General features: G+C 34.8%; 16 protein-coding genes. 15 read left to right on the top strand and 1 reads right to left on the bottom strand.

Annotated elements, in window-relative coordinates; all coding sequences use genetic code 11:
* Positions 1-18: 18 nt before the first annotated feature.
* The 8 genes from I589_RS10340 to I589_RS10305 all read left to right on the top strand — a co-directional run bounded on the left by I589_RS10340 (position 19) and on the right by I589_RS10305 (position 13,881).
* Positions 19-1,323 carry a family 20 glycosylhydrolase gene (locus I589_RS10340; RefSeq protein ID WP_010767491.1) on the top strand — a complete coding sequence of 435 codons (1,305 nt, stop codon included), beginning with the start codon at positions 19-21 and terminating at the stop codon, positions 1,321-1,323.
* Between the two features lie 5 nt (positions 1,324-1,328).
* On the top strand, positions 1,329-4,406 hold the full coding sequence (locus I589_RS10335; protein ID WP_010767492.1) for an alpha-mannosidase: 3,078 nt from the start codon (positions 1,329-1,331) through the stop codon (positions 4,404-4,406).
* Between the two features lie 19 nt (positions 4,407-4,425).
* On the top strand, positions 4,426-6,648 hold the full coding sequence (locus I589_RS10330) for a glycoside hydrolase family 3 N-terminal domain-containing protein (RefSeq protein WP_010767493.1): 2,223 nt from the start codon (positions 4,426-4,428) through the stop codon (positions 6,646-6,648).
* A 304-nt stretch (positions 6,649-6,952) separates the two neighbouring features.
* Positions 6,953-9,523 (top strand): hypothetical protein, encoded by a 2,571-nt coding sequence (locus I589_RS17875; protein ID WP_016250108.1) that lies wholly within the window; start codon positions 6,953-6,955, stop codon positions 9,521-9,523.
* Positions 9,524-9,864: 341 nt separating this feature from the next.
* Entirely contained in the window at positions 9,865-11,343 is a 1,479-nt protein-coding gene (locus I589_RS17870) for an adhesive domain-containing protein (protein WP_010767496.1), read from the top strand.
* A gap of 16 nt (positions 11,344-11,359) precedes the next feature.
* Positions 11,360-11,680 carry an LPXTG cell wall anchor domain-containing protein gene (locus tag I589_RS10315; RefSeq protein ID WP_034684974.1) on the top strand — a complete coding sequence of 107 codons (321 nt, stop codon included), beginning with the start codon at positions 11,360-11,362 and terminating at the stop codon, positions 11,678-11,680.
* The gene (locus I589_RS10310) at positions 11,677-12,279 is read left to right on the top strand and encodes a WxL domain-containing protein (protein WP_010767497.1); all 603 of its coding nucleotides are present in this window, start codon (positions 11,677-11,679) and stop codon (positions 12,277-12,279) included. The genes I589_RS10315 and I589_RS10310 overlap by 4 nt, the downstream gene beginning before the upstream one ends.
* 597 nt (positions 12,280-12,876) lie before the next feature.
* Positions 12,877-13,881: a WxLIP family cell surface protein gene (locus I589_RS10305; protein ID WP_010767498.1), complete on the top strand. Its 1,005-nt coding sequence runs from the start codon at positions 12,877-12,879 to the stop codon at positions 13,879-13,881.
* Between the two features lie 186 nt (positions 13,882-14,067).
* Here the strand turns inward: I589_RS10305 and I589_RS10300 are convergent, their stop codons facing one another.
* A complete protein-coding gene (locus I589_RS10300; protein WP_010767499.1) occupies positions 14,068-15,840 on the bottom strand; it encodes an oleate hydratase in 1,773 nt (590 codons plus the stop codon).
* 198 nt (positions 15,841-16,038) lie between these two features.
* Here I589_RS10300 and I589_RS10295 point away from each other — a divergent pair, with 198 nt between their 5' ends.
* The 7 genes from I589_RS10295 to I589_RS10265 all read left to right on the top strand — a co-directional run bounded on the left by I589_RS10295 (position 16,039) and on the right by I589_RS10265 (position 22,209).
* Positions 16,039-17,655 carry a glycoside hydrolase family 13 protein gene (locus I589_RS10295; RefSeq protein ID WP_010767500.1) on the top strand — a complete coding sequence of 539 codons (1,617 nt, stop codon included), beginning with the start codon at positions 16,039-16,041 and terminating at the stop codon, positions 17,653-17,655.
* A 72-nt stretch (positions 17,656-17,727) separates the two neighbouring features.
* Positions 17,728-18,381 (top strand): LCP family protein, encoded by a 654-nt coding sequence (locus tag I589_RS10290; protein WP_010767501.1) that lies wholly within the window; start codon positions 17,728-17,730, stop codon positions 18,379-18,381.
* 40 nt (positions 18,382-18,421) lie between these two features.
* Positions 18,422-18,853 carry a zinc ribbon domain-containing protein gene (locus I589_RS10285; protein ID WP_010767502.1) on the top strand — a complete coding sequence of 144 codons (432 nt, stop codon included), beginning with the start codon at positions 18,422-18,424 and terminating at the stop codon, positions 18,851-18,853.
* Positions 18,854-19,379: 526 nt separating this feature from the next.
* A complete protein-coding gene (locus tag I589_RS10280; RefSeq protein WP_010767503.1) occupies positions 19,380-20,204 on the top strand; it encodes a hypothetical protein in 825 nt (274 codons plus the stop codon).
* Between the two features lie 15 nt (positions 20,205-20,219).
* The gene (locus I589_RS10275) at positions 20,220-20,738 is read left to right on the top strand and encodes a hypothetical protein (RefSeq protein WP_010767504.1); all 519 of its coding nucleotides are present in this window, start codon (positions 20,220-20,222) and stop codon (positions 20,736-20,738) included.
* 17 nt (positions 20,739-20,755) lie between these two features.
* The gene (locus tag I589_RS10270) at positions 20,756-21,358 is read left to right on the top strand and encodes an ATP-binding cassette domain-containing protein (protein ID WP_010767505.1); all 603 of its coding nucleotides are present in this window, start codon (positions 20,756-20,758) and stop codon (positions 21,356-21,358) included.
* A 581-nt stretch (positions 21,359-21,939) separates the two neighbouring features.
* Positions 21,940-22,209: an ACT domain-containing protein gene (locus I589_RS10265; RefSeq protein ID WP_010767506.1), complete on the top strand. Its 270-nt coding sequence runs from the start codon at positions 21,940-21,942 to the stop codon at positions 22,207-22,209.
* Positions 22,210-22,213: the final 4 nt, after the last annotated feature.

Genomic DNA, 22,213 nt, shown 5'->3' with positions numbered 1-22,213 from the left:
ATAATAGGAGAATAAAAAATGAAAAGCAAAAACAATCAAAAAGAACATTCGTTTACTTTTAATACTTGGTTAATAAATGAAAAATCAAGAGATGAAGCACTCATTTCCAGTTGGCTTGACGAATTTGACTATCAATCTTCCATGGTGTTTACCCTTATAAATAATGAACAACAGAGCACAGCAGATTTTGAAATTCTGTACGAAGAACGACTTGCAGAAATTCGGTCTTCATCAATGGAAGGATTATTTTATGGGTTTGAAGAATATAAGAATCAGAAAGATCTCTCTAGACAAAAAATAACTTATAAATCATTGATGAATGAACGTGCTTTATTATTGGATATTGGCAGAAAACATTATTCTAAGGAATGGATTTTCTCTTTGATTGATTTGATGAGTAAGCTGAAATTAAATACACTGCAACTACATTTTTCAGATAATGAAGGATTTCGTATTGAATCATCTTCTTATCCATCCATCGTTTCAGAAGAATATTTGACGAAATCAGAAGTTAAAGAAATTATTTCTTACGCAAAAAAGCACTATATACAAATTATTCCAGAATTAGACACTCCTGGACATTTAAAAAAATTCTTAACTAATTATCCTCAATGGCGTCTGAATCGAGTAGGGGAGCCGAATGAGTTTTTGGATCATCGAGCATTAGATATCACTAATCCAGAAGCAGTGTCAGCTGTTTATGAACTACTTTTTGAGTATTTTGATTTATTTAAAGAGAGTACGTATTTTCACCTTGGAGCAGATGAATTTATAGATTTTGATTCGTTTCATGAATATCCCCTTCTCCAAGCAGTAGCTAAAAAAAGATTTGGCAGTGAGGCAACGGGAATTGAACTATATGTTGATTACACGAATCGACTAATTGAAGAGACAAAAAAAGCAGGCTTTATTCCCCGCGTGTGGAGTGATGGTTTTTATCGGAAAAATCAGTCTTCTATTCAGACACTCTCTAAAGATGTCCAGATAACTTATTGGACACGCTGGAATAAACATATGGCAAGTATAGACAGTTACCTTGAAAAAGGCTATGAGGTAATTAATTTTAATGATAACTATTTTTACTTTGTTTTGGGAGAAGCAGCTGGCTACAGTTATCCTGACGCAGAGAAAATTAAAAACGAATGGTCTATCAACGTCTTTGCAGGAAATCAGCAGATTACACAAGCTCAGCTTTCTAATATCATTGGTGCATCTTTTTCTATTTGGAGTGATCAACCTGATGCATTATCTGAAGAAGAAGTCATGAAGAAACTTCTTGATCCGATGAAAGCTTATGCAGAAAAATTATGGGAAAGTGAGTAGCAGTTATGTTAACAAGAGAAAGAATTCAGCGACTAAATCAAGAACTAAAAAAGCGAGAAATCAAAAGAAAAATCCCGCTAAAAGAATTAACGCTTAAGGATGGCGATAGCTATATTGACTATCAATCGGGTCAATATTTTGGAAAAAAGAATCAGTATTATACAATCAGCGGAGAATTTACCATACCTGATGATTGGATAGAAGAGGAACTTAGCTTAGGAATTTATTCTTCCGAAACAGAATGGGACAATGCAACAAACCCGCAGATTAGCTTTTATCTTGATGATGAGTTAATTCAAGCTTTGGACGTTAATCATAGGGAGGTACTTTTACCAAAAGGAATTCATGGTGAAACACACTCTTTACGATTAGAAATTTTTAGTGGAAGAGAAGAGAAACAATTCCCATTGTTTATATATTTACAACAAGTCGATAGACCGACTCGAAACTGTTACTATGATTTCTTGGTTGCTCTAGAGAGTTGGCGTTCAATTCTGGGAAATACGGAGCATGAATTAATTTATAAACAAGTGTTGAAAGAAGCAGCTCAATTTCTTGATTTTCGAACAGACTATTCTGATAATTACTATTTTGGAGTAAAAAAAGCAAGTAATTACTTGCAAAAACATCTCTATCAGAGAGAAGATTTTCATCAAACGGCCACTGTCTTGGCTGTTGGTCATACACATATCGATATTGCATGGCTTTGGACGGTTCAACAAGCAATTGAAAAAGGACAGCGTAGCTTTTCAACAGTTCTTAAACTAATGCAGGAATATCCTGACTACACATTTATTCAAAGTCAGCCACAAATGTATCAGTTTATAAAAGAAAAATACCCTGAGCTATACAAGGAAATCAAAAAAAAGATAACTGAAAATAGGTGGGAACCAGAAGGCGCTATGTGGGTGGAAGCCGATTGTAATTTAACCTCCGGTGAGTCTTTAGTACGGCAAATCATTCATGGAAAGCAATTTTTTAAAGACGAGTTCGATAAAGAAAGTCAGGTATTGTGGTTACCTGATGTATTTGGTTATTCGGGAGCATTGCCACAAATATTAAAAAAAACAAATACACCTTACTTTATGACGACAAAACTTTCGTGGAATCAATTTAATCAAATTCCTTTTGACACGTTTTATTGGCAGGGAATAGATGGCAGTGAAGTATTAACACATTTTATTACGACAGTTAGTGAGGGATATAGTCCGACTCCGTACTATACAACCTATAATGGACTATTAGACCCCTATTCTGTAAAAGGAAGCTGGGATCGCTATCAACAAAAGACAATAAATGATGAGGTGCTTGTTGCGTATGGCTATGGAGATGGAGGAGGAGGCCCCACCCGAGAGATGTTGGAAACCGCTTCTCGTTTAAAAAATGGACTTCCAGGAATTCCAAAAGTTCAATCTGGATTTCCTCAAGACTATTTTCAACGGCTAGATAACCGGTTAAAAAATAAAAAGGTTCCACGTTGGAGAGGTGAACTTTATTTTGAATATCATAGAGGTACCTATACTTCGATGGCAAAAAATAAAAAGAACAATCGTCAAACAGAGACAATGCTTCAATCAATTGAAAAGATTTTTGCGCAGTATAATCTTGCGGACTATCCTAAAAATCAATTAGATAAAATGTGGAAATTAACTTTATTAAATCAATTTCATGACACGCTTCCCGGCAGCTCAATAAAAGAGGTCTATGATCAAACTGACTTGGAATACAAAGAGACAGCGGAATTAGGAAAAGCACTGATTAAAGAGCTGTTTGTCGACAAGGAACATTCGTCCACTGCTGTGTTAATCTACAATCCTCTTGGAAAGACTAGAAACATGTTAGCTAAGGTTCCACTGCACCCTAACGAACGGCTAACGCTTGATGGTAAGGATGTATGTCAGCAAACGACCTCAACCGGTGAGGTACTGGTTTATCTCCCTGAATTTCCAGCACTAAGTTCTAAACTTTTAGAGAAAAAGCGCTGTGCTGATGCTGTCAAAACTGGTGAACAAGATTATACGGAACAAAAAAAGACTCTGACAAACTATTTTGAGACAACCTATTATAAAGTTCGATTTAATGACTCATTTGAAATTGTTTCTTTGTTTGATAAACAACGAGAAAGAGAAATTGTTCCTCCTGGGCAAGTACTAAATCAACTTGTTGCGTATGAGGATTTGCCTCTTAATTTTGATGCATGGGATATTGATATCTATTATCAGGAAAAATCATGGCCGGTTCACTCTGTTTGTTCAGCTAAGTTAATAGAAGATGGGCATATTCGTCAAACGATTCTTATAGAAAGAGTTTTTGAAGACTCTTTTATTCAGCAATTCATTCATTTCTATAAATATAGTGAAAGAATTGATTTTGAAACAACTGTAGATTGGCATCAACAGCATGTTTTATTAAAAGCTCTATTTCCAATTGAAGTGAACACACTTAAGGCAACCTTTGATATTCAATTTGGAAATGTTGAACGTCCAATTCATACAAACACATCATGGGATCAGGCAAGATTTGAAGTCTGTGGTCAAAAATGGGTCGACTTATCTGAAGGAAACTATGGAGTAAGTATCATGAGTGACAGTAAATATGGGTTCAATGTTGACTATAAACAAATAGGTATTACGTTAATTAAATCTGCTACAGACCCAAATCCAGAAGCTGATCAAGGGAAGCATCAGTTTATCTATGCTATGTTCCCTCATCAGGGCGGCTGGAAAGATGGAAATACAGTAGAAGAGGCATTAGATTTAAACACGCCAGCAATTGTTAGTGACGTGTCAGATGATTTATTACCGGAAATCTCCAAAAAAGAAAGTTGGTGTATCTGTAATGAAAAAAATATTTTAATTGATACGATAAAATTATCCGAAAAAGGAAACCAGGTGATTGTTAGAATGTACGAGTTTCATAATAATGATATGTTAGCACCTGTTTTTCTTAATAAAAAAGTATCCCGTGTGTTTTTGTGTGATTTGTTGGAAAACGAGTTAGAGGAGCTAACTATCGAGCATAATCAAACCCTTGTTCATTTCCATCCATTTGAAATTCAAACCATTAAACTGTATACAGTGTAGCTAGGAGAGAAAAATAGAAATGAATATGATAAAACTGCTACAAAAAATGACGCTGAAAGAAAAGGTTGGACAGCTAAATCAAAGACTTTACGGATGGGAAATATATGAAAAAAAAGCAGGCAGTATTTTCTTAACTGAAAAATTCAAAAAAGAGGTTCAACGCTGGGGCTCAATTGGCTGTATTTATGGTGTATTTCGCTCTGATCCGTGGTCAGGAAAAAATCAAGAGACAGGCTTGTCAATTGGAGAGGCGAAACAAGTAAGTTCCCTTGTTCAAGACTACCTAAAGAAGAATACACGACTTGGGATTCCAACTTTTCTTTCAGAAGAGTGCCCACATGGACATCAAGCGCTTGATTCTTTGACCACACCAACAAATAGTACTGTTGGAATGAGCTGGAATCCATTATTATATCAAAAGCTACAACAAATAGTTGCTCGTGAACTGAGAATAAAGGGAGCTCATTTAGGATTAATCTCTACCTTGGATGTTTCAAGAGACCCAAGGTGGGGACGTACAGAAGAATGTTATGGCGAAGATCCTTTTTTAACAAGCCAATTTACGATTGCTGCTGTTGAAGGTTTACAAGGGAAACCAAACCAGAAAATAGACAATCAACACGTTTTAGCTGTATTGAAACATTTTGCCGCCCAAGGCTCTGGAATGGGAGGACATAACTCTGGTCCAGTAGGAATTGGACAAAGAGAATTTAGAGAAATTCATTTGCCTCCAATGATACAGGGGATAAAACAAGGTGCTCAGATGACCATGGCTGCCTATAATGATATCGATGGTATCCCCTGTCATGGGAATGGGCAATTATTAAATGAGCTATTAAGAGATGAACTAGGTTTTACAGGTGCTGTAATGGCAGATGGTTGTGCTTTAGACAGGTTGGTTGAAATCACAGAAGATCCGATACAGGCAGCCGTTTGGGCAATTAAAAGCGGCGTCGATATCAGTCTATGGGATGAAGTGTTTCCTCATTTGGAAACAGCCATAGAACAGGGAGCACTTTCAGAAAAAATTTTGGATACTGCGGTATTGAGAGTTCTCAATTTAAAAAATAAAATGGGCTTATTTGAAGATATCATGGCTCCTACCGAAGACGTTCCACTTTTAGAAAAGAAATTAACTGCTACACAAATGGCGAAAGAATCGATTGTACTATTAAAAAATGAACGACAAGTGCTACCTCTAAGTCAATCGCAACTAAATTCTTTAGCTGTCATCGGTCCTAACGCACATAGTCTCTACAATCAGTTAGGTGATTACACACCATTCAAAAATGAGCGTGAGTGTAGCACAGTATTAGAGGGGCTTCAACAAAAATGTAAGGAAAATCATATTGATATCGTCTACCATCAAGGCTCGAATATTGTTTCTAAATTACCTGATGGAATTTCACAAGCAGTGAGAGTGAGTAAAGAAGCAGATAAAATTATTGTCGTTCTTGGCGGTTCTAGTGCCCGTGATTTTACAACTCAATTTGATGCAAATGGCGCTGCTTTATCAGGATCGAATGAAATGACAAGTGGTGAAAATATTGACCTAGCTGATTTACGAATTCCAAAGGCTCAAGTGGAATTAGTGAAGGAGTTGAGTAACCTAGGAAAACCAATGATTGGTGTATTTATTCAAGGTCGTCCCCATATACTATCTGAAGTAGAACCCTATTTAGATGCAATCCTTGTTGCAGGTTATCCAGGTGAACATGGTGGGGAGGCAATCGCTTCTATATTATTTGAAGAGTCTCCTTCAGGCAAATTAACAATGTCAATTCCAAGACATAACGGACAACTACCTGTATACTACAATTATCGAGAGATCGCTTTCAAGAAAGATTATGCAGATAATCCTGGAAAGCCAGATTTTCCTTTTGGGTATGGTCTATCCTATACAACGTTTAGCTTAAATGAATTATTAATTGCTAGAAATGATTCAAATGCACTCATAATCAGTGGAACTATCACAAACACTGGTAGTTACGCTGGAGCCGAGGTGATTCAGATTTATATCAAGAGCCACCAGAAAAAAGTAGTTACTCGAGTGAAAGAATTAAAAGGATTTAAAAAAATACAACTTGAAGCAAAAGAAACAAAAAATTTTGAGATTTCATTAGATTCCGAGGATTTGATGGAATTAAATGAACGACTAGAAACTAAAAAAATGCAAGATATCACATTAATTATTGAATGTACTGAGAATTATTTCGAGCAAAGAATTGACTTGATTAAGTAATACCAAGAGTCTGAAATATATCTCACTGAGTTATGTTTTGGACTCTTTAAAGCTTGGTAGAAAATGGGGAAAAGTCATACCCATAGTCTCGATTCTAATGACAAAATGTCACATCTTGTTTCATTTATGTCACCCAAGAGTGTAAATGCTCAAATCAGTAATCTGTTTACATCATCTACTATCTGTAGAGTTTCCTTGTGTAATTACCTTTGATAAGTAGAAATATCAAATATACAAACAATTAAATAACTGATATAATTACTTAAATATGATAGAAAAAGTGTTGATAAATAGGGGGATTTAAATGAAAAAATTTGTTAAGTTGGGGATTGTTTTATCATTATTATCTAGTTCATTTTCACCTGTGTTTGCTCAAGCTGCAGATCAAGCGAATCATACATATGAAACAGCTAACCTTAATGAAGGTTTACTGGATGAATCAACGGTTTCTAATGACGAAGGCAAGGAAATAGTTGAGGAAAATACTGAAGAAGTAACAGTACCTGATGACTCGGCTACAAATGAAACGAATACACCAGCTGACTCGTCTACTGTGGAGTCAACTATAGAAACGGTGTCCAAAGATGAAGCTATCGAATCTACTACTCAAAGTAGTGAAGTAGAAAGTCAAGAGTCACCTAGTGCTCTCGAAGAAGAAAAAGAAACTGAAGCTCAAGGAACGCCAGTTGAGATAGACTCATATGTAACTATTACAAGTGAACAATTTGATATTTGGAAAGACTTTGATTGGATACCTATTGATAACAAAGAACAGTTTTTCCAAAAAACATTTCATGTAAAAGAATATTATATAAACGAAAATGGGAAAAAATATTTTTCACTGTACAGTAACAAAGATCTTCTGATTGGCTATATCGAAGAAAGTCAAGTAACGGTGGGGGAAGGACCTCAAGGAATAAATATTAGAGAAAATAAGTATGTCTCATTGTTAAACGAAAATTATCAGTTATGGCAATCTTTTGATTTTAAAACTCAGTCTTCTGAAAAGAATTTATTAAACAGAACATTTAAAGTAAAAGAAAGTTTCAATCATTATAACGAACATACCTACTACTCTTTATATGATAATAAAGATAAATGGTATGGATATATTGATGAGAAGCAGGTAAGTGAAGTAAATGGACAGCAAGGAGCTGCTATTGCAAAGCCTAAATATGTTACTGTAACGAGTGGTGGCTATAGTGTTTGGAGTAACTTTAGCTGGAAGGAAAAGGCAAGTTCCAAGAGTATTCAGAATAAAACATTTAAAGCGAAAGTAGAGTACCATCACTTTAATGGAAGTATCTACTATTCTTTATATGATAAAAATAATAAATGGATGGGCTATATTAATGCTTCTGCAACAAAAGTAGCAAGCGGGCAGCAAGGAACTGCCATTGCAAAGCCTAAATATGTTACTGTAACGAGTGGTGGCTATAGTGTTTGGAGTAACTTTAGCTGGAAGGAAAAAGCAAGTTCCAAGAGTATTCAGAATAAGACATTTAAAGCGAAAGTAGAGTACCATCACTTTAATGGAAGTATCTACTATTCTTTATATGATAAAAATAATAAATGGATGGGCTATATTAATGCTTCTGCCACAAAAGTAGCAAGCGGACAGCAAGGAACTGCCATTGCAAAACCTAAATATGTTACTGTAACGAGCGGTGGCTATAGTGTTTGGAGTAACTTTAGCTGGAAGAAAAAGGTAAGTTCCAAGAGTATTCAGAATAAAACATTTAAAGCGAAAGTAGAGTATCATCACTTCAATGGGAGTATCTACTATTCTTTATATGATAAAAATAATAAATGGATGGGTTATATTAATGCTTCTGCTGCAAAAGTAGCAAGCGGACAGCAAGGAACTGCCATTGCAAAGCCTAAATATGTTACTGTAACGAGTGGTGGCTATAGTGTTTGGAGTAACTTTAGCTGGAAGGAAAAAGCAAGTTCCAAGAGTATTCAGAATAAGACATTTAAAGCGAAAGTAGAGTACCATCACTTTAATGGAAGTATCTACTATTCTTTATATGATAAAAATAATAAATGGATGGGTTATATTAATGCTTCTGCAGCTAAAGTAGGTAGCGGGGCACAAGGGGCTGTTATTAATAAATCAACTTACGTAACTGTTACAAAAGGAAACTATTCAGTTTGGAAGGATTTCAAATGGAATAAAAAACAATCAACTAAATCAATGGTCAATAAAAATTATCAAGCTAAACGATTCTATAACCATTTTAACGGTAGTAAATATTATTCTCTTTATGACACTAATGGAAAATGGATAGGTTATATTAATGCAAGTGCAACAAAAGAAAAGAAAACTGCCGCTTCTTACATGGGGACTTCCCGTGCCAAAATAGTGAATGAATTAAGCCGTCATCAAAATGATAATTTCTACCTAGGTACGCCATATAAAGGTCTGGGTGCAGGTGGTTACTCAAATGCAGAGCGATTCATGGTGCCTAGAGGTGCACCTAATGGCTATGGTGTAGGTATGAATTGTACAGGTTTTGTTGCCTACGTTGTTAAGAAAACCGGTGCGAAAATGGGAAGTATTACGAATGTTGCGAATGCCTATGGAGGATTAGCGAATGCTTATAATTGGCGAGATGCACTTCTCAAGAATACAATGAGCTATTCATTTAATTCTGTTGATGAATTATTAAAAAGTGGAAAAGCAAAAAAAGGTGACATTATCTATTTTGAAGCAGATTTTACAAAGCCAAACTATGACTGTCATATCGCTTTTTTCTGGGGGAATACTCCTTCTGAAAATAAAACATGGCATCAGGTAGGTCGTGGAAATATGATTTCAAATATATTTTCAGGTACACCGTATTCAAAAGTTTACTTAATTCCACTTGACTAAATAAACTTTTGAAACTAGAAAAATTCGATAAGCATAACATTATTAGCTGTAAGGCCTAAAAGGTTAGTTTATCATATAGTTCCTCATAACTTGGATACTTGTTCAAGTTATGGGGAACTATATTTTTGTTTTCTTTATGAGTACATAGCGTAACAATATAATTATTGGTTCTTTTTTATATACTTTTTATTGCAGGCTACTCTATAAATACACATGCTATTTATTCTCCATATATAAATTCATTAAATAGAAAAAATAAAAGTGCATTATAGTTTAGAGTTTATCTTTCATATCCTATAATAGCTTTGAAGAAAGGGATTTCAAAAGTTAGGAGGGAGATTGTGAAAAAGTTTGTTCTGGATCGAGAAAAAAAGCATCCTCTCTTTAAGATACGTATATTACAGCAATTATTTTTTATTTTCATCTGCTTATTTCCTATCTTTTTCATGTCAACACAAAGAGTGTACAGTGCGATTTTAGATGTTGAAATACTATCAAATCTGAAAGTAACAAATACTAGTGGAACGACAACAAGTAATCGTTGGGCTCAGCAAGCAAGTAATCAACCCGTTACTTTTGAAATTACAGGCAACTCACTTGTCAGCACTAACGTGTTAACCGGAGAGAAAACGGCAGTATTGTTAATTCCAGAAGAGCTTGTCGGGCGTGTTCTACCAAATGGAAATGCAGCCCTTCAAACCAACGTAACTGTTGACTTAAGTAAAGTTGCTTTATTAGCAAATGTTCTCACTTTAGTTGGTGACTTAACTAATCTGATTGCTCGAATTAGTTCTGGTGCATTAGGAAGCTTGTCTGGTGTAACAATTAATCTAGCCGAAGTAAATACTCAGCTAGCACTACTTAAAAGTTTTGAAAACTTTGGACAAGCATCATTTAATCAACCACAAGTTCTTTCTTCAGATAAACGATTGATTACAACCTCAGTAGATAAAGGGTTAGGCCCTGTTCTAGGAAGTAACTTAGCAGTCATATTAACAAATTTATTAAATGCAGTGAAGAATCTAAAAGCAACGGGTAGCGATATTGCTTCAAATCTAGTTGCAGTAGCTATCAACTCAGCAATTGATTTAGTGAGAACGCCACTAGTAGCTGCCTTAAATACAGTGATTCCAACACTTACAGGAACCGGTCCAATTATTCAACAGCTTGCTGATGCTTCTACATTAGGTAATACAGATGTGAAAATGCCCACACTTGTATCAGGACCTACTACCACCTATACAACCAATTTAGATACTAAATTTATTGGGACAGTTGTCAAAAGTTCTGCGATTACAGTGTCTTTAATTAGCGGATCTAGTAGTCAAACATTTATCTATTTCCAGGGAGAATACCTGTCTCTTCAAGAAAATCTTTTACCAACCAATTTAGATTTTGGCACGCATAAAATACAAACGGTTGCTGATGAACGATTTACCGCACAGTCAAATAGTCAAAATGTAACGGCCACTATCTCCATTACGGATACACGTACTAAAACAAAAAATTGGCAAATGAAAGTCATGCAAACAACCTCTTGGCAAAATGGCGCAAGTCAATTGAATACCGGCACATTAAAAATACTTGCAGGTGGTGTAACGGGAAACTTTCCATCAAGTGATTTTTCTAGTGTGGCGAACACGACAGTTGATTTAGCATTAAATACACAAAAAGAACTTATATCGGTGAAAAATTCAGCAGCGAAAGGGGGGATTTCCTTAGCAATCAATCAATTTGACTTGTTCGTTCCCAAAAACACGCGAAAAATGACAGGAACCTACCAGACAACATTGGTTTGGACTTTAACAGACGGTCCGTAAATTGTGGGGTGAAAAGATGCGTAAATTTTTTATTTATCTGTCTGTCGCAGTAAGTCTTCTTTTTTGTTTTTCAACTACTGGTTTTTCTCAGGTAACAAATGGCAATGTCACTTATTATCACTCGTCAACTGACTCAAGTACTTCAGAGTCTTCATATTTAGAATCTAGTCAGTTAAAAGAAAATAGCTCAACTCAGAAAATGAATAATCAAATAATAGAGAAATCGTTACCAAAAACAAATGAAAAAAAATATTTATCCATGTCTGTCACAGGTTTTGTTCTTATCTCTTTAGTTTTAGGTACATCAATTATTACTTATAGGAGGAGAAACAAATGAAAAAAAGTGCCGTTTTATTTACTGGAAGTTTATTGGTAGGAGCGTTTGCTGTATATACGCCACTAGCAAGTGCCGCTCAAACTAATGCCGTTGTTAATTATTCAGCAGGAACTGTCGTTTTTGATCCTGCAGCGACTCTGCCGAAAGATTTGAATTTTGGTTCACATGAAATTCAATCAAAAACAGATGAAACGTGGACAGCTACAAGCGATGGGGCGCAAGCATCTCCTGCTACAACTGGCAGCGTATCCGTTAGTGATAATCGAGGTGGAAATGCTCAAGGCTGGAATATCAAGTTAGTTCAAACCACTCAATTTACTGCAGGAAGCAACACCTTAACTGGAGCTGCATTATCTATTACCGCTGGAGCAATCACCAATAACGTGGGCAATCCACCTGTTGGACCTAACATTACGAATACGGTTAAACAATTAACTGTAGGAACCACTGAAAATGTAATGACAGCCAATGCTTCTGAGGGAGCGGGGGAAACTTCATTAGCCTTGCAAAAATTTACACTGTTTGTGCCAAAAGATCATAGTAAAAAAGCAGCAAACTATCAAACGACTCTGAATTGGACGTTTTCTTCAACTCCGTAAATCAAGGCTGTTGAACAAAAAATTACTATTTAAATACTAAGAGGCATCTAAAAAAGAATTTTTTGCAAGAAGTAAAAGAGGATAGAAAAGAAGGAATCCATTCCGAGATTCGCAGTGATGAGAAGGTATTCACAAAAATGATAGGAAACAGAAAAGATTGTCTTTGGATGTGACTGATTCCCAGTGCTACACAATTTTTATGCCAAAGTTAGTTCCGAAGGTGGGACATAACTAATTAAGTTATACCCCACCTTTGTAAAACCTTAATAAACGGCTGGAACAGAAGTAACTCATCTCCACTGCGTTTCGCTCTCAACAACTTCTACGCATGGAACATGCTAGAGTTGAAGGCTTCGAAAATAAGCTGAAATTCCCAAAGATTTGAGGAACAATCTTCGTGAATTCCTTCTTATTTCTCGGAGCTGAACACTTCTGTCCCAATCTCGAGAATCTCAACTTATTTCCAAAATTCTCAACTCAAAAAGTCTTATATTTAGGAGATGAGTGCCCTTTATCAACCTTTATTAAAAGTTTTAGGAGATCTGGACGTAACTTTTATAGTTATGTTCCAGAATCTTTTAAAAAGGAGTGATCTTTATGCAGCAATCTTTACGACGTACCCCATTGATAGTCATTATTTTTGGTTTATTATTTCTTTTTCCCTTATCTGTTGCGGTAGCAGATTCTCTTGATTCTTTTGAAGCGCAAATTCAACTGCCGGAAAATCAGAAAAATAAAGAAATTTCTTATTTTGATTTGACGTTAAAGCCAAAAGAAAAACAGACAGTGTTTATTACTCTAAAAAATACAAGTAAACAAACAATTGAGCTTTCTGTTGGATTTCATCGAGCAATTACCAATCATTCTGGGGTGATTGAATACTCAGGTATTAATAAAGATACGACAAAAAGTATGCCCTACAACATTGAAGAACTCGTCAATGTAAACAAAGAATCAATTACGCTATCTCCTGATGAAGAAAAAGAGCTACCTGTTGAAATAAAAATGCCCGAAAAATCATTTGATGGAGTATTGGCAGGGGGAATTTACTTTGAAGAGATTTCAACTGAAAAAGTAGACGGGAATATAAAAAATATCTTTTCCAGAGAAATTGCCTTGTTACTACACAATCATTCCAAAGTGATTCAGCCAGAAGTACTTATCAGTGATGCAAAAGCAACTCAGGAAAATTATCGCAATATTGTTGCAGTTACGATGGAAAATACGAAACCAACGTATATTAAGGATGTACAAGTTGATTATCAGTTACTGTTAGATGGAAAAGAAGTAACAAAGGGTAGTCAAGAACAAATGAGTATGGCACCCAACTCTGGATTTATCTACCATATTCCATTAGAGGGAGAAACCTTTAAAGCAGGGAATTATGAGGTAGTATTCAACGTGAAATCAAAAGAAAAAAAATGGAGTGCTCGTCCAACCTTTACCATTGAAGCAAAAAAAGCCGAATCATTAAATAAGCAGGACGTAACCGTCGAATCAAAGAGCATTCCTTGGTACATAATTGCTCTTGTTGGCCTGTTAATTGTTCAAGCGGTTGTCGTTTTTCTTCTTGTTAGAAGAAATAAGCGATTGAAATCCTAAAACTGATATAAGAAGAGGAATATATTTCTTAAAGAAAGCTAATTTTGCTCACTAGATAAAAAATCAAATCATTTCAACAAAAAAAGAACGATTTCAGTGATGTCTTCTCAATGAGTGACGCCTTGAGTAGCCTAACCACTAGAAAATCGTTCTTTTCTATTTTTTCATTTAAATATTTTTAACGAGTTAAATCAAGCCAGATTCTTTCAACAATTCATAAATCATCGTGCCTTTTGATTTTTCAATTCCTTTCTTTTCAAGATGTTTGACAAGAAAAGGAACTTTGACATCTGTAATTTTTCGTCCATCCAACAAACGTGCAGAAGAGCTCATCAATGTTCGAATATCATAGGCAGAAGCAAAGACTTCAGGAACTCCTCGGTCTACATTTAATAATGTATAAACTGCTTCCATTGCTGTTCGAACAGAATATTCTGTTGTAAATACTGTATCTCTTGGTGTTTCCGCAAAATTTCCAATAAATGCTAAATTTTTTGATCCTTCTGGAACGACAAGTGGTCGATCACCTAATGCTCTTGGCATAAAGTACGAGGTGATATAAGGGAGGTAACAAGGAATTGTATTACATGAATGAGTGGCTAAATCAGGAATTTGGTCCACTGGTACACCGATATGATAAAGCCATTCTTGTGCAATTTCACTTCCGGAGCATTCAGTAATACTTTTTTTGATAAAATCGCCGGGTTTATTGGAAAGTAATCCATAAATCCATACGACCAACTGATCTTTTGGCTGATTTTTAAAATGTGGCTGACGGTTTAGGGTGTAGCTCATTAGCCAGCTTGAATCTTTAGCTGTCACAATTCCTCCGCTAACTACTTTTCCTGCATACGGATCACGTTGGCTTATTTTTTCAATGTAAGGAGCCACTTTGTCATCTAAGGTCGTTAATGTAGCAGAGACAAACCAGCTTTCTTCAGGTAAATTTTCACAGAATTTTTCAGGTTTCCCAAATGAAGCATCTTGATTAGCAAGATTTTTCCATAACTGCCAGCTGCCGCCCAAGTCTTTTGTTGGTTGTGCTGGATGATTATTATCACCATATGTGGTACTTTCAGTGATACTGCCATTCGTTACAAAAACTAACTCATTTTCAGTTAAATCAATCGTTTTCTTTTCACCATTTTGATTTAAGACAAGTGTATGAGCAATTTTACTATCTCCATTCGTGTCAACGAGAACATTTTCAACGACTGTATTGTAAACAAAATCAACGTTATGCTCTTTTAAATAATTTACTAAAGGTAAAACAAGAGATTCATATTGATTGTATTTTGTAAATTTTAAAGCAGATAAATCCGGAAGACCGCCGATGTGATGAATAAATCGCATAATATAGCGGCGCATTTCTAAAGCAGAATGCCATTTTTCAAATGCAAACATTGTACACCAATAGAGCCAAAAATTTGATTCAAAGAAGTCTTCTGAAAAGACATCGGTAATTTTTTTATCTTGTAATTCTTCTTCTGAAGTCAAAAATAGTTTGACCATTTCTTCAGATGCTTTATCGGTTAATGTGAATTTATTTTCTGTATGAGCATTTTGTCCTTGTTTTTCTATCACTCTACATTTTGAATAGTTTGGATCTTCTTTGTTTAACCAATAAAATTCATCTAATACAGAAGCATTTTCTACTTCAAGAGAAGGAATTGAGCGAAAAATATCCCAAAGACATTCAAAATGGTTTTCCATTTCACGACCGCCGCGAATGATAAACCCGCGACTTGGATTTAAAATACCATCTAAGCTTCCACCTGCTAAATCAAGTTCTTCTAAAATATGAATATTTTCGCCTTTCATTTGACCATCACGTATCAAAAAAGCAGCAGCTGTTAATGAGGCCAATCCAGAACCGACTAAGTACGCTGACTTATAATCGACACCTTCTGGTTTTTTCGGACGAGCAAATGCTTCGTAATTCCCATTGCTGTAATACATTGAAATTCCTCCTTCATATAAAATGATTGATTACTTCATCAGTATGTACTACAAATAAATAACGGTCAAAGGATACACTACTTTATTTAGACACTCAGACAGATTTGACTAATTTTCAGCAAATTCTGTTACCGTTAACAAAAGAAAGCGTTCCATTTTCTATGATAAAATAAAATTGAGAAGAAGGAGAGGAACATAATGAAGAAAAAATGGTGGCATCAAGCGGTGATGTATCAAATTTATCCAAGAAGCTTTCAAGATAGCAATCAAGATGGAATCGGAGATATTAATGGCATCATTCAACGTTTGGATTATTTACAAAATTTAGGAATTGATGGTATCTGGTTATCTCCAGTTTATGAGTCTCCTAATGATGATAATGGCTATGATATCAGTAATTATGAAGAGATTATGGCAGAGTTCGGTACAATGGAAGAAATGGAGCAGCTTATTGAAGAAGCTCAGAAAAGAAATATTAAAATCGTGATGGATTTGGTAGTTAATCATACTTCCGATGAACATGCATGGTTTATTGAAGCAAAAAAATCAAAAGATAGTGTTTATCGGGACTATTATATATGGCGTGAAGCAGTAAATAATCAAGCTCCTAATGAGTTGCGTTCAACATTTAGTGGCAGTGCATGGACATTAGATGAAGAAACAGGGCAGTATTATCTTCACTTATTTGGAAAAAAACAACCAGATCTTAATTGGGAAAACCAAGCCGTTCGAAAAGAAATTTATAAAATGATGAATTTCTGGCTTGATAAAGGTATCGGTGGTTTCCGTATGGATGTGATTGATTTAATTGGGAAACAACCAGACCAACTCGTAACAGGAAATGGTCCTAAGCTTCATGACTATTTAAAAGAGATGAACCAAGCAACATTTGGAAATAAAGATGTCATGACAGTTGGTGAAACATGGGGGGCAACACCTGAAATAGCGAAACTTTATTCCAATCCTTCTAGAAATGAATTATCAATGGTTTTCCAATTTGAACATATAGGATTAGATGAGCAGCCTGGAAAAGAAAAGTGGGATTTGCGACCACTAGAAATCAGTGCACTAAAAGAGGTTTTTACAAAATGGCAGACAAGTTTGGGCGATGAAGGCTGGAACAGTTTATTTTGGAATAACCATGATTTACCAAGAATTATTTCTCGCTGGGGAAATGATTCAATCTACAGAGAACGAAGTGGTAAACTCTTTGCAATTTTATTGCATTTAATGAAAGGAACCCCTTATATCTATCAGGGAGAAGAAATCGGCATGACTAATCATCCTGTTTCTTCTATTGAAGAAGTAAATGATATTGAAAGCAAAAATATGTATTGGGAGCGTCTAGAAAAGGGAATTGCCAAAGAAGAGATACTTCATTCTATTAACACAAAAGGTCGAGATAATGCTCGTACACCTATGCAATGGGATGACTCCCCACAAGCAGGTTTTACGACAGGGACCCCCTGGCTACCTGTTCATTCAAACTATAAACAAATCAATGTGAAACGTGCACTGGAAGATAAACAGTCTATCTTTTATACGTATCAAAAGCTTATTCAACTTCGACATCAACAGGAAGTGGTGGTTTGGGGTGACTTTCAACTTATAGAAACAGTCGAAAATGTTTTTGCCTATAAGAGAATATACAAAGATGAAGTTTGGTTAATTGTAACCAACATATCTGAAGAAAAACAATCATTTACAAGTGAGGATAAAATAGATACATGGATAATTGGGAATTTATTACCCAGAACAACGCTATATCAATGTGAATTGGAGCCCTATGAAGCTTTTGCAGTAAAAATTTCCTAAAAAGAAGAAAAAATAGCACATTCTATTGCAGAATGTGTTATTTTTAATACATCATGAAAGGAGTCGGTCAGGATGGAAATTCTTGTTATAATTGAAGAAGAAATACGTGCGCGCAGTAGCTTTTTATACAGTAAGATTGATTCAAAGAAGACCTTGGTTCAATTTTCTCCTGAGTTTGTCACAGAGCACTCATCACTGGGTACGATTTATGAAACACAAGGTGTATCAGGGATTCGGACGTTTTTTGAGGAAGAATTCCAGTGGCACTTAGATGGATATATCCGATTTAAATTGGAAGATCTAACTTGGGCTGTTGAAAAAATTATCCCTGAAGGAATCCAATTTAACGGAGAAATCTTATCGCCAACAGAACTCCAAGAAAAAATGAGCTACCGAGTGGATGAAAATGGAGAGTTTTCTGTTTTTCATCGCCAAAGAGCGCTCTTGAAGTCTATTGTAAAAACAGTTGGAAAAAAGCAAAATATCTTCAAGGTACCGCAATACTTAAATTTATTATCAAAAGTAAGTGAAACTAATTTAAATAACAGCCAGTTTTTCGCCTTGCTTAAAAATTATTCAAGTCTTCAAGAGGCACCCTCAACAAAATTAGTTATCCCTTTACCAGATACTTATGAAGTTCAAACACAAAATGGAAAAGAAAAAGTACTCATGACCGATAGTGTACTAAATAAGGAGTTACTAAAAAACCTTGCAAAAGATTCATAGATACCTGCTATACTAAAGAAAAGAAGAAAGGAATTCACGAATGAAAACAGTTTGGCTTCAACGACTACTAAAATGGTACGCATCCATTCAAAATTTTATGCGCGGGCGATACGGACGGTTTGACCAGTTAAATAAAACTTTGTTGGTCATTGCATTAATCGGGATACTGCTAAATCCGTGGCTTCCATTTCAATTAGGAAGAATACTTGCTTTATTCCTGTTTTTATTACTTTACGGACGGTTTTTCTCGAAAAAAATCTATCCCAGAAGTAATGAAAATCAAACATATATAAGAAATATAGAAAAAATGAAACATTTCTTTAGCAGAAAGAAACAGACAACTTCTAATCAGCAAACCTATATTTTTTTCAGTTGTCCAAATTGTCAACAAAAACTCCGTGCGCCAAAAGGAAAAGGAACTATTCGAGTGACCTGCTCTAAGTGTCATCAGAAATTTGAACAAAAAGTGTAAGCCACTCGTATTAATTAGGCTGGCTAAGCAGTGTAAAAAGAAGAACGGGGTAGGAGCTGTTAGCTCTAAAAACTAGGAAGGTATAAAATCCTCGATTTTTACTTAGCGATTGATGAGAGTGAAAGAAAGGGGAGATTACTCCTCTTCAACACGTAGTGAAGAGGAGTTGCTTCTGTTCCTAACCTTTATTAATATCTTACGAGGGCGGACATAACTTAGACAGTTATGTCCGCCCTCATCTTTTTCTTTTACCCCCAAAACAGATTATCATCCTTTTTTAATAAAAAAATAAAGAAAATAAAAACTATTGTGATAATGACTTTAAAAAAAATAAAGAACACATCTGGATTAATATAAATAAAAATGTCTATAAATTGAATAGCACATTCACAAAAAAGAATAATTTATTTTATCAAAAAAATATCAAATTAAATATTTTTAATTAATCAATTCCCTTAAACTGCAATTGATATAATTCAACTGTAAATGGTTGCTATCACTTGTTTCTTTCATGGAGGTTGATTTTATGATTCTATTCTCAAAGCCAAAACTAATTCTTATGTGGTTACTAGGTGGAATTCTTTGTTTAATAGAAAGTTATTTCTTAATTCGCTATGCTGCACCTGTTGCATCAGGTGGCGAAGGGGGGCTTTCTTTATTTTATGAAGCAAATAATGGGGCGTCATTTACGATTATTGGGACGATTTGCTATTTTTTGTGGTTTTTATTAACCCCTCTTGTCTATTCAAGCCAAGCAATTAAAGCACGAGTGAATCATTTTGATTATCAACTAATTACCCGGTCTGGTGGACTCAAAGTATACTGGTTTCGGGTGTTAAAGACGAATGCAGGAATTGTTTTTATCTATTTTTTATCTGTTCAACTCTTAAGAATAGTCTTAATCACTCTTTTTTATGCACCGTTTCATTTCACTAAAGTTAGTTTTTTTCTAACGAATCAGCACTATTATATTTTTAAGGATGGTTTTTGGAATCTTGCTGCATTTCTCATTCTTTCTTGTCTAGGACAAACTATTTTTTCCTCGCTTGTTTTAATTGTGGGAATGTTTCTAAAAAATTATGTTGCTTATTTGCCGTCAGGTCTTGTGGTAGGACTAACCGCCATCCTGATTTCCGGTATTTTTTTGCCCTTTTCTCCTAATAGCAGTAGCTTTCTTGCACATGTTGTCTCCTTAAATGCCATTATTACCCCGGGACTCCAGCCAATAGGTGCCTATGCGCCTACATTCAATGGAGGAGTTGTCTTCATTCTTTCTTTTTTCTTGTACGGTATTCTATGTGCAGGTCTTTTTTCACTTCGAATGTACTTAGATAAAAGAAATGGGCACTAGGAGGGGAGGAAGAAAATGAGTTATATTCTTAAAAGTAAAGAAAATCTTCATTTCTATTTCTACTCTATTTTATCTGGAATGAGCTTTATTGTCAGTGGTCATGTTGAAAAAGATGTCATCTATCAAGTGTTGTATGCAAATATTACAACTTATTTATCTGCGGTTTCTTTTCTGATTATTTGTTCTTTAAAAATTTCTCGAAATCTACACATTCGAGATGATTTAATCATACGATTAGGGTATACAAAATTTATATTCACTCAATATGCAACGACTTTAATCATGGGAATCCTTTATTTAACCTCGCAACTATTCATTGCTTTTTCTTTTGGGGAGATTCTTATAAAAGAAAAATTCTCCATCGCAGTTTGGGCAATTATCTTCTATTGCTGTGTCATCTTTTTTTTACTTTTTATTCTCAATTTAGCCAATTGGCACATCAAATCAATTTACACAGTTTTATGCAGTATTTTTCTTATTTTTATATTTCATTATGGCTATTGTTTAGCTATTTTAACTACGTATTATTTATGAATGGAGGAAGAAGTCCTATGAATATACAGCTATCATCTATTAGCAAAACATTTAATCAACGACTTATTTTAAACCAAATAGATTTTCAAGCAGAATCAGGAAAGTTGATTCACATTGTAGGTGGAAATGGCTCCGGAAAATCTACTATTTTCAAGATTATTTGTCAGATTATTGAACCAGACTCGGGAACTGTTTTTCTCTCTGACGATGTAAATTTAGGCGCATTAATAGAGAATCCTAGTTTTATTGAAGATCGCTCAATAAAAGCGAATCTCTCATTTCTTGGTAAAATAAAAAAACAATTCAATGAAGAAAGAGTAATCAATTTAGTTTCACGTTTAGGTCTTGATTACGATAATAAGCTTAAACTAAGTAAATATTCGTTAGGGATGCGCCAAAAAGTCGGAATTATTCAAGCAATTATGGAAAATCAAAATGTGATTTTATTAGATGAGCCTACTCGCGGATTAGACAAAGAAGCGTTAGCTGAATTCAATAAAATAATTGGTGAATTGATTGAAGAGTCAAAAACAATTATCATCGCATCACATGATAATTTAGCAGATTTACAGTTTGACGAATACTATTCTTTAGAAGAAGGTCGATTACAATCAAGCTAGAAAAATTAACTAATTGCACCCTATATTTGGTTTTGTACGCTTTATTAGCACTCACTCATCGTGATGCTTCTGAGCTGCTTTGGAAGGAGCGATATACCTTTGCAACCGGATTTCCATTAGTCATCCTCGTCAGTGTCTTGTTGTCCATCGTTGAAATTCTTATCATTATTAGTTTTTTAAAACCTTTATGGGATATATATTTATTTTTAAGTATACGAAAGCCTAAGAATGATTTTTTCTTTTATGCCCTAAAATTTTCGTTTCAGTCTATTCTTTTTTTACTAGTGATAAATGTATTTTTTGATTTATTTACAGAAGAAATTCATTTTATCGGATACATTCGCCTTCTTCTAACTTACGGGATCATTCTTTTAGTCGACCATTTTTTTGAAAATAAATCAATTGTCGTATTTAATTCCATTCTGTTAAGTATCTGCATACGCTTCATTTTTTCATTTTTGCAAATGTTTTTATTTTAAAAAACGAACATTCAACTATTTTCCTCTCTATTTGTTCACTATTTTTTCAAAGGTGAACTTTTTTTGTGCTATAATGAGAAAAACATTAGAGGAGGAAGATAGATGCGTGGCATATTAACTGTGGTAGGAAAAGATAAGGTAGGAATCATTGCTGGTGTAAGTCAAGAACTAGCCGCTCTTAATCTAAATATTTTAGATGTTTCCCAAACAATTATGGATAACTATTTTACAATGATGATGGTTCTCTCATTAGAAAAATCAACGGTTTCATTTGAAGAAATTCGTGAAAAATTGAATGTACTAGGGCAGTCTCTAGGTGTAACTATCCATATTCAAAATGAAGAAATTTTCAATACGATGCACAAATTATAATTCG

Source organism: Enterococcus phoeniculicola ATCC BAA-412, from assembly GCF_000407505.1.
In the GTDB taxonomy this organism is placed as follows: Bacteria; Bacillota; Bacilli; order Lactobacillales; family Enterococcaceae; genus Enterococcus_K; species Enterococcus_K phoeniculicola.
Note: the sequence above shows the minus strand (reverse complement) of the source record. Positions and strands in the feature narration are given on the sequence as shown.